The following is a 9,500-nucleotide window of genomic DNA, read 5'->3' on the forward strand; positions in this document are numbered from 1 at the left end:
TATTGAGGGTCTCGTTGTAAGCACAGACTATAGCAAAGAACTCTTCGTCATATCCATAGAACTCCTTCAACGATCGGTGGCCATTAAACTTGAAGGGTTTCAGATTAAAAAGATTTAACCATTGAATGCCTTCATTGCTTCTTCAACAAGAAGATCGGGCGTCCCTTTATACTTCGGCGAAAAATGAAATAGCGATATCCTCTTTGCACCCGCCATTTGTGCCAATGTTCCTGCCTGAAATGCCGTGAGGTGATACTTGTGCGCGGCTTTTTCGGCGTCTTCCTGGAGAAACATCGCCTCAATAAACATCAGATCCGACGCCTCAGCCAACGCTATAATCTTTCGTGAATTTTCTTCATTGTAGAGAGCGTCCGTAATATAGGTGATCTTCTGTCCCGGCGTCACCTTCACAATCGTTTCTTTCAATTCACCCAAAGGAATAAACGTTTCTCTCGTTCCCTGCTTTTCTTTTTTCGACCATACCCGTATGGGCGTATCATCGGGATCACCGGCGAGAACTCGATCCTTTAAGTCAACCAGCCATAACCCAACGGGAAGTCCCATTTCCTGAAGGACATTTTTTTTGATATTGACACGGCTTTTTTCTTCAAATCTGTATGCAAGGCAGGGAATCTTATGATCGAGAAACTCCCCTTTGACAGAAAAAAAGCTGCCCTCCACAAGGGTGCCGTTAAACCTCTCATTTACCTCTTCGATCTCAGGTTTAAACGCTGTCCGGCAGCGATAGTGTCTGAGTATTTTACAGTCCGGATGTACTTCTGTAACGTGCAGTGCAAAATCGTTCGTGTAATTTTCGACAAGATTCCACGTATAGGCACCGATCTTATTTTCCACCTGCCGATGGAAGCCGGGAGGACCAAAGAGTGAGATATGACGGTCACGGCCCAAACATACCCTCAGCAAATAATCAAACCCTATGAAATGATCCATATGGGTATGGGAAACAAAGATGTGGCTGATCTTGAGAAGCTTTCTCGGATTCAGATTATGGAGATCACCTAAATCAAAAAGAATCGCTGAACGCCGGTACTTAAATTCGACATATACCCCCGGGTCGCCAAAGGGATCATTGATCAGATGGGCGCTGAACATATCTCATATTAGCCTCTTTGTTGTTACCATAACAAGGTCACTGTATGTTACTCTACTTACAATGCCATTGACTTAAGCACTTTGACCCCCCTCTTTTCTAAAGAGGGGTTGGGGGAGATTTTAGGGAATGCAATTAAAATCCCCCTGACTCCCCTTTACAAAGGGGGACACGTAAATGTCCAAACTCCAGTTCCCCCTTTGCGAAGGGGGACTTGAAAGAGATAATATTCTTAAGTCAACGACATTGACTCTACTCATGCTTTGTTGGCCTCATCAAATCCACTGTGTTAAGAATATCATGATTTTAAATAAATTCAACTTGACTTTCATACTTTACTTCGAAAATACTTATATATAATTTAAACGGTTTTTAAGGAGATAAAAATCCATGCCGGCCAATCTTCCCCCGGACTATTTCGCGGCGGAACAGAGATTTCGGGAGGCAACGACCCCTGAAGACAAAATTGAAGCCCTGGAAGAAATGCTTGCCATCATGCCGAAACACAAGGGCACGGATAAGCTCAAGGCCATGTTGCGTGAACGTATCTCTAAATTCAAAGACCAGGCCCTGAAAAAAAAGGGGGGTGCCAGACAGAAAACAGTTTATGACATTGAAAAGGAAGGGGCTGCCCAAGTCGTTATTATCGGTCCTCCTAATACGGGCAAATCATCCCTCGTCAAATTGATAACGAATGCTTCACCGGAAGTGGCAGCTTTCCCCCACAGCACGCACAAGCCGACACCGGGAATGGCGCATTATGAAAACATCCAGTTCCAGCTCATTGACACCCCTCCCCTTACAAAAGAATATACGGAACCTGCCTTAACCGATCTCATCCGCCGTGCCGATATCGCCGTCATCCTGCTGGACCTCTCCGCCGACCCTATGCAGCAGTTCGAAGATACCCTTGCCATTATCCGCTCCTTTCGTATTTATTCTGAAGCATGCACTGTTCCGGAAGATTTAAGAAAACCTCCCAAAATTAAAAAAATGTTCGTGGTCGTCAACAAGATGGACAAACCTCAAGATAAGGAAAATATGGAAATTTTCTTAGAACTCTCCGGTGTCAAACTACCCTGCATGGGTATTTCGACCCGCACCGGCCGGAATATTATGGTGTTCCTGGATAAGCTTTATGAACTCTCCGGTATGATGCGGGTTTACACGAAACCTCCCGGTAAAGAGGCTGATAAAACAGCCCCGTTTGTCATCCCCGCAGGGAGCAGCCTGGAGGATTTTGCCGGCAAGATTCATAACGATTTTGTGAATAAATTGAAATACGCAAAAGCCTGGGGCAAATCAGTCCGCAACGGTCAGATGGTGCAAAGGGATTACATTCTCCAGGATGGAGATGTAGTCGAACTTTGTATATAAAACTATGAGTCTTTTTACTGTCTCCCCGGAAAAAGAAAAGGCCTTGATTGAACGCATGGAGCGTCTCGGGGTTTCTGAAGGTGATCTGCGGGAAACTTTCGTCCGGTCGTCCGGCCCCGGCGGACAGAAGGTGAATAAAGTATCTTCGTGTGTTCATCTCTTCCACATGCCATCGGGGCTCTCCGTTAAATGCCAGCAGTCACGATCCCAGTCACAGAACCGCTTTTTAGCGAGGCGATTGCTCCTGGACAGGATCGAAAAGATACAAACGGGAATAGTTAGCGCGGAAAGACAGCGCGTTGAAAAGATACGGCGGCAGAAGCGCCGCCGATCAAAGCGGGCAAAGGAAAAAATGCTCACGATCAAGCATATACAATCGGAAAAGAAGTCGCTCCGTTCAAAGACTTCCTTGCCTCTGGAATAAAGAATAAAAAACTGGTATATGACTATCACCATGTTAACTAAGACAGAAAAGATAATTTCAAAGCTTATCCAGCAAGACATACCACTCGAAAAGAGACCTTTCAAAAGTATCGGAGAACAGGCGCACGCGTCCGAAGAAGAAATTCTTGAAGTAATACGTGGCTTGATGAAGAAAGGTATCATCCGGAAGTTCGGAGCCATATTGCGGCATCAGAAGGCAGGTTTTACACACAATGCCATGGTGGTCTGGGCTGTTCCGCATGAAAAAGGTGAATCTGCAGGGCATTGTCTGGCTGCCTTCAGAGAGGTCACCCACTGTTACGAAAGGACCCCCTCTTTCGAAGGAAAATATAATATTTTCACAATGGTTCATTTCCGGGAAGGGGAGCAGGAAAACATAATTCAGAAACTCTCGCAAGCGGCAGGAATAAAAGATTTTAAAGTCCTCACTAGTAAGGAAGAGTATAAAAAAAGCAGCATGGAGTATTTCACCGATGTCAAATAAATCTTCCAAATCTCTCTATGAAGAAGCCTGCAAATACATACCGGGAGGTGTGAACAGCCCCGTCAGGGCCTTCAAATCTGTCGAATCAACCCCTGTTTTTATCAGCAGAGCCTCCGGTTCCAAAATCTACGATGTCGAGGGACGGGAATATATCGACTACGTAGCTTCCTGGGGTCCCATGATCCTCGGTCACAGCTATCCGGGAGTCATTGCAGCCATTCAGGCCGCAGCAGAAAAAGGAACCAGCTATGGCGCCCCTACAGAATTGGAAATTGAAATGGCAAAACTAATCGTTGGCGCCTTCCCGTCCATTGATATGGTAAGAATGGTAAGTTCCGGAACAGAAGCCGCAATGAGCGCTATCAGACTCGCCCGCGGGTATACCGGCAGGGAAAAGATTATCAAATTTGAGGGATGCTATCACGGCCATGCCGATTCACTCCTGGTAAAGGCCGGCTCCGGTGTGGCAACCCTGGGTATCCCGGGAAGTCCCGGTGTTCCCCGAAAACTGGCTGAATTGACTATTACCGTGCCCTTCAATGATATTGAAGCCGTCACATCTGCAGTAAGTCGGCATGGAGACGATCTGGCCTGCATCATCGTTGAGCCCGTACCGGGAAATATGGGTGTTGTCTTGCCCCGGACAGGTTTTTTGGAAGCGCTGAGAGAAATCACCCGCCGGCATGGAATACTCCTTATCTTTGACGAGGTAATCACCGGCTTCAGGTTAACCTACGGCGGCTTCCAGAACCTCGCCGGGATTGAACCGGATTTGACCTGCCTTGGAAAGATTATCGGCGGAGGGCTTCCCGTCGGCGCCTTCGGAGGTAAGAAGGAGATCATGGAGAAACTGGCTCCCTCAGGTCCGGTCTATCAGGCGGGCACCCTTTCAGGAAATCCCATCTCCATGTCGGCAGGCATTGCGACGCTGAATATCCTAAAAAGAAGCGCTGAGAATTACGTCAGACTGGACCAGGATACATCCCTCCTCTGTGAAAAATTAAAGAAGCTGTTCGATCAGCACAATGTTTCTGTCACTATCAATCGAGCCGGGTCCATGTTTACGGTATTTTTTACCAAAGACGAGGTTTTTGATTTCACCACAGCGGCAAAAAGTGATACGAAGCGTTATGCACACTACTTTAGAAACATGTTATCACATCAAATCTACCTGGCGCCTTCCCAGTTCGAGGCTTCTTTCCTTTCATTTGCCCACACGGATGAAGATATGGAAAAAACCCTCGATGCCTGTGCGAGAACGCTACAAACCTTGTAAAAGAGATTTCTGGAATTAAAGCAAAAATTAGATCAGGCTTCAAAATGGGAGTAAAAAATGAATAAAATTCTTGTCACCGGCGCTGCAGGATTCATCGGATTTCACTTTGCCGGACGTCTTCTGAAGGCCGGCTATTCCGTAATCGGCCTGGACAATATGAACGACTACTATGACATCAACCTGAAAAAGGCACGACTCTCTCTTTTGGAAAAAAGCCCTGATTTCCAGTTTGTCAAAATGGATATTGCCGAGAGACAACACATGACCTCGCTTTTCGAAAAAGAGGAACCTGAAATCGTCGTCCACTTGGCAGCCCAGGCAGGAGTAAGATACTCCCTAATAAATCCCTATGCATATCTGGACAGTAACCTTGCCGGATTTTTGAATATCCTTGAGGAGTGTCGGCATAAAAAAATCAAACATCTCGTTTATGCCGGGCTCCGGTTTTTTACCGTTTACGGCCCCTGGGGAAGACCGGATATGGCTCTGTTTCTGTTTACAAAGGCCATCCTGGAAGAAAGGCCTATCGATGTTTATAATAACGGGAAAATGCAAAGAGACTTTACCTATATCGACGATATCGTGGAAGGTGTATTCAGGGTTATGAATAAAATTCCGGAACCCGATCCGAACTGGAATGGAGCTCACCCGGACCCCGCCACAAGCTTTGCCCCATACAGAATTTATAACATAGGCAATAATAACCCCGTAGAGCTTCTTGAATTCATAAACATACTGGAGAAGCAATTAGGCAAGAAGGCCGTGATGAACTTGCTTCCACTACAGCCGGGAGATGTACCTGCCACGTATGCCGACGTTGACGATCTCATGAAAGATGTAGGTTTTAAACCGGCAACATCAATAGAAGACGGTATCAGACACTTTGTACAATGGTACAGGGATTACTATACAATTTGAGGAGGATTTAAATGAAGAAGGCGTTTATTACCGGCATCACCGGGCAGGACGGTTCCTACCTTGCCGAGTTGCTCTTGAGTAAGGGATATGAGGTTCACGGGCTGATCCGCCGGGCCAGCACCTTCAACACGGAACGCATCGATCACCTCTACCGGGACTTCCATGATCCCGAGGCGCGGGTTTATCTCCACTACGGAGACCTGTCCGTCTCAGGACAGTTGACCGATTTACTCAACGACATCAACCCCGACGAGGTCTATCATCTGGGCGCCCAGAGTCACGTCCGGGTAAGCTTTGATATGCCCGAGTACACGGGGGACGTCACGGGTCTCGGCACGCTTCGCATCCTTGAGGCCATCCGCAGGACAGGCATCAAAACCCGCTTCTATCAAGCGTCCTCCAGTGAAATGTTCGGCGCCGCTCCTCCGCCACAGAGGGAAACAACTCCCTTTCAGCCCCAAAGCCCCTACGCCGCCGCAAAAGTCTACGCCTACTACGTTGTGAAGAATTACCGCGACGCCTACAAGATATTCGCCACAAACGGCATTCTCTTCAACCATGAATCCCCCCGCCGGGGTGAGACCTTTGTCACCCGGAAGGTGACAAGGGCTGCCGCCCGCATCAAACTCGGCCTCCAGGAAAAACTCTACCTCGGCAACCTGGAAGCAAAGAGGGACTGGGGTTTCGCAGGCGACTATGTTGAGGCCATGTGGCTCATGTTACAGCAGGAAAAGCCGGACGACTATGTCATCGCAACGGGGGAAACCCATTCAGTCCGGGAATTCGTAGAAAAGGTATTCAAAAAGCTCGATCTCGATTATGAAAGACACGTGGTTATCGATCCCCGGTACTTCCGCCCTACGGAGGTGGACTGCCTCCTTGGTGATGCCACAAAGGCGAAGAAAGTCTTGGGCTGGGAGCCGAGGATCAGTTTTGACCGATTGATCGACATGATGATCGACGCCGACACGGAACATGCGAATCGGGAGAAAACCCTCGTTGATGCGGGATATGCCTGTACGGGAAACGGGCGAATTGCATGAGGGGATAACATGAAAAACAAGCGCATCACAATCACCGGCGGCAAGGGCTTTCTCGGCCGGCATCTCATCCGGGAACTCCAGGAAAAGGGGTATCACAATCTTTCCATTGCCGACTTGCCTGAGTATAACCTTGTTCGCCTGGAGGACGTCCATCGCCTCTATGAAGATTTGAAACCGGACATTGTTCTCCACCTGGCTGCCAAAGTCGGCGGCATCGGATTCAATCAGGAGAACCCCGGCGCCCTCTTCCACGACAATATTATGATGGGCATTCAGCTTCTCCACGAGGGCTATCTGCGGAAGATCGATAAGTTCGTCGCCCTGGGTACTATCTGTGCATATCCAAAGTTCACACCCGTTCCTTTTAAAGAGGAGGACATCTGGAACGGCTACCCTGAAGAGACCAATGCTCCCTATGGCTTAGCGAAGAAGATGATGCTCGTCCAGTCCCAGGCCTACCGTCTGCAGTACGACTTCAACTCCATCTTCCTCCTGCCCGTGAACCTCTATGGCCCCGGTGACAACTTTGATCCAAAGTCCTCCCATGTTATCCCCGCCTTAATCAAGAAGTGTATCGACGCCATCATCAGCGGGGAAGACAAAATCATCGTCTGGGGGACGGGCAAGGCTACGCGGGAGTTTTTTTACGTTGTGGACGCCACGGAGGCGATTATTCTGGCAACGGAGAAATACAACAAAAGCGATCCCGTCAATATCGGAGCCGGCTTTGAAATCTCAATCCGCAATCTCGTTGATCTGATTGTGGAGCTGACTGGATATAAAGGCGAAGTAACATGGGATGAAACGAAACCCGACGGCCAACCCCGCAGGATGCTCGACACTACAAAGGCCTACCAGGAATTTGGTTTTAAGGCAAAGACGGACCTTCGAGATGGCTTGAAAAAAACGATAGATTGGTACCGGAAGTTAAAAGGTGAAAATACAAAGTAGGCCGTTATTTGGAGTAATTTGCTATTGTAGTTCTTATTCCTGATGCAGAGGTTATGATATCCGATGGTCAGGAAAATATCTGTGAATACCAATAATTATAGGTTACCTGAGTTCCACTCCATAATAGTAATGTCTCAGGATATCACCATACGAATATCCTTCACGAGCCATAAAGTAAGCTCCCCACTGGCTCATACCGACACCATGGCCGTATCCTTTCCCCTCAAGACGGATTTCATCCCCCTCATTGATCATTGTAAACAGGGTACTCTTGACCAGTGTTGGATCAATTTTAATCCTGAAGTCATTACCATTTACTATGGTCTCCCTGCCGCCGTGGAATATCTTGATCTTCATTACACGGCCGGAAGGACTTATGTCACTGGGAATAAGCCTTTCAATAGATCCGATCTCAAGGCCATTTTTGTTGAGGGACTTTCTGATTTTATCGACATTCATGGACAGCTTCCATGAACAATTCTTGGCTTTGATGCTATAATCATCCCGAACCGCCTTCAGATAGGGAACATCCGCGGTCCATACATGTTTTGCATCTTCCGTCATCCCTCCACTGTTTGCGTGAAAATACGTAAGGGCCAGTTGACCGTTATAGAGCAGCACCATTCCTTTCGTTTCATCCACAGCCTGGGTGGACTTTTCCGATTCTGCGTCTCGTCCCCCATAGACCTGGGATGTGGTGGTGGCAATAACATCATAGTCTCTGTTCTTGTTTTTTTCCTTCTGATAAAGGACGTATGTTCTTGCGGCAATAGCCTGAGCCTTCAATGCCTCCGGATGCCATTGAGGGGACATCTCCTTCGGGACAACACCGTAAAGATAAGCTTCCACATCCAGAACATTAATCACATCCATATCGCCATTGGCACTCTTCTGAATTCTAAAATTACCCCTGTACCGATTGCCGTTTACACTCAGTATGTTACCATCAGATGGAATAATAATTAGCCTATCGTGAGGCCGGCGCTCACCATTGAGTTTTATACTCCCCCCCGAAATGTCTATGATTGCAGTTTGCGCCTTGATAAGGATTTCCTTTCGATCGCCGTCTCTTACTTCAAATGAAGAGGGCGAGCCTACATTGATCTCCCGAACACCGGTCATGATCAAGACCCTGATAATTTCTTCTTTCGCTGATTTAAAGGCCGGTTTTTTTTCTGTAATTGCGAGAGGAGGCCGGGAACACATTTCTATCATGAATTCTGCGGTCTCTCTTCGATCCCCACGGGGGTATCTCTTGAGGTATATTTTGAATTGATTCAATGCTTCTTTATACCGGTTTTTTTCATACAGGATCATTCCAGAATTAAAATAGGCATTAGCGGCATGTTTACTGCCTTCATAATTCTTTATTACAACGTTATATTTTTCCAGTGCCCGGTCGTAATTGTTCAGAAAGTAGCTGTAAATATCCCCTATCCTGAGTATTGCCCTGGCTTTCATTTCAGGATCGGGTGAAAGGTCTGAAATATCCTGATAGGCCCCCATAGCCTCAAGATACTGGCCGTTTCTTAGATACGCATCCGCCTCTTCCATAGCCTGATTTGCATTATAGGCAAAACCATAGCCTGCCGAACCCAGGACTAAGATAAAAAGCAAAATATATTGTATCATGTGATGAGAATTCCGGCAGTGGATGGAACGTAATCGGTGTCGGACCAGATCATAAGCCGAGTTCTGTTCCCCCTTACGGTCACCCTTAAGGGGGTGATGATCATTCATCTGGGACAACGGTTTCCTGCTGCCTCAAGCGACACTACCCGAGAACGTCGAGCGGGCAGCTCTTAATGTTCTCCTATTTGGTCTTGCTCCGGATGGGGTTTACCAAGCTTTCCCGGTCACCCGGAAAACTGGTGAGCTCTTACCTCGCCTTTTCAC

At 47.5% G+C, this 9,500-nt stretch carries 9 protein-coding genes and 1 other RNA gene; 7 read left to right on the plus strand and 3 right to left on the minus strand.

Annotated features, from left to right (window positions below; all coding sequences use genetic code 11):
• Positions 1-114: 114 nt before the first annotated feature.
• Positions 115-1,113, minus strand: coding sequence for an MBL fold metallo-hydrolase (locus NTW12_00530; GenBank protein ID MCX5844840.1), 999 nt, complete (start codon positions 1,111-1,113; stop codon positions 115-117).
• A 388-nt stretch (positions 1,114-1,501) separates the two neighbouring features.
• On the opposite strand from NTW12_00530, the gene NTW12_00535 reads away from it, so the two are divergent.
• The 7 genes from NTW12_00535 to NTW12_00565 are packed head-to-tail and all read left to right on the plus strand — an operon-like array spanning position 1,502 to position 7,604.
• The gene (locus NTW12_00535; GenBank protein ID MCX5844841.1) at positions 1,502-2,488 is read left to right on the plus strand and encodes a TGS domain-containing protein; all 987 of its coding nucleotides are present in this window, start codon (positions 1,502-1,504) and stop codon (positions 2,486-2,488) included.
• A gap of 4 nt (positions 2,489-2,492) precedes the next feature.
• Positions 2,493-2,912 (plus strand): peptide chain release factor-like protein, encoded by a 420-nt coding sequence (locus tag NTW12_00540; GenBank protein ID MCX5844842.1) that lies wholly within the window; start codon positions 2,493-2,495, stop codon positions 2,910-2,912.
• Positions 2,913-2,942: 30 nt separating this feature from the next.
• Positions 2,943-3,416 carry an Lrp/AsnC family transcriptional regulator gene (locus NTW12_00545; GenBank protein ID MCX5844843.1) on the plus strand — a complete coding sequence of 158 codons (474 nt, stop codon included), beginning with the start codon at positions 2,943-2,945 and terminating at the stop codon, positions 3,414-3,416.
• On the plus strand, positions 3,406-4,692 hold the full coding sequence (gene hemL, locus NTW12_00550) for a glutamate-1-semialdehyde 2,1-aminomutase (protein ID MCX5844844.1): 1,287 nt from the start codon (positions 3,406-3,408) through the stop codon (positions 4,690-4,692). Before NTW12_00545 ends, hemL begins: the two co-directional genes overlap by 11 nt.
• 57 nt (positions 4,693-4,749) lie before the next feature.
• Positions 4,750-5,610: an NAD-dependent epimerase/dehydratase family protein gene (locus NTW12_00555; protein ID MCX5844845.1), complete on the plus strand. Its 861-nt coding sequence runs from the start codon at positions 4,750-4,752 to the stop codon at positions 5,608-5,610.
• Positions 5,611-5,621: 11 nt separating this feature from the next.
• Entirely contained in the window at positions 5,622-6,653 is a 1,032-nt protein-coding gene (gene gmd, locus NTW12_00560) for a GDP-mannose 4,6-dehydratase (protein MCX5844846.1), read from the plus strand.
• Between the two features lie 9 nt (positions 6,654-6,662).
• Positions 6,663-7,604 (plus strand): GDP-L-fucose synthase, encoded by a 942-nt coding sequence (locus NTW12_00565; GenBank protein MCX5844847.1) that lies wholly within the window; start codon positions 6,663-6,665, stop codon positions 7,602-7,604.
• Positions 7,605-7,706: 102 nt separating this feature from the next.
• Here NTW12_00565 and NTW12_00570 read toward each other — a convergent pair whose 3' ends face one another.
• Together NTW12_00570 and rnpB are read right to left on the minus strand one after the other, a co-directional pair.
• A complete protein-coding gene (locus NTW12_00570; protein MCX5844848.1) occupies positions 7,707-9,236 on the minus strand; it encodes a SpoIID/LytB domain-containing protein in 1,530 nt (509 codons plus the stop codon).
• Positions 9,237-9,272: 36 nt separating this feature from the next.
• Positions 9,273-9,500, minus strand: an RNA gene (gene rnpB, locus NTW12_00575) — RNase P RNA component class A; the annotation flags it as partial.

This window comes from Deltaproteobacteria bacterium (assembly GCA_026388545.1).
In the GTDB taxonomy this organism is placed as follows: Bacteria; Desulfobacterota; Syntrophia; order Syntrophales; family UBA2185; genus JAPLJS01.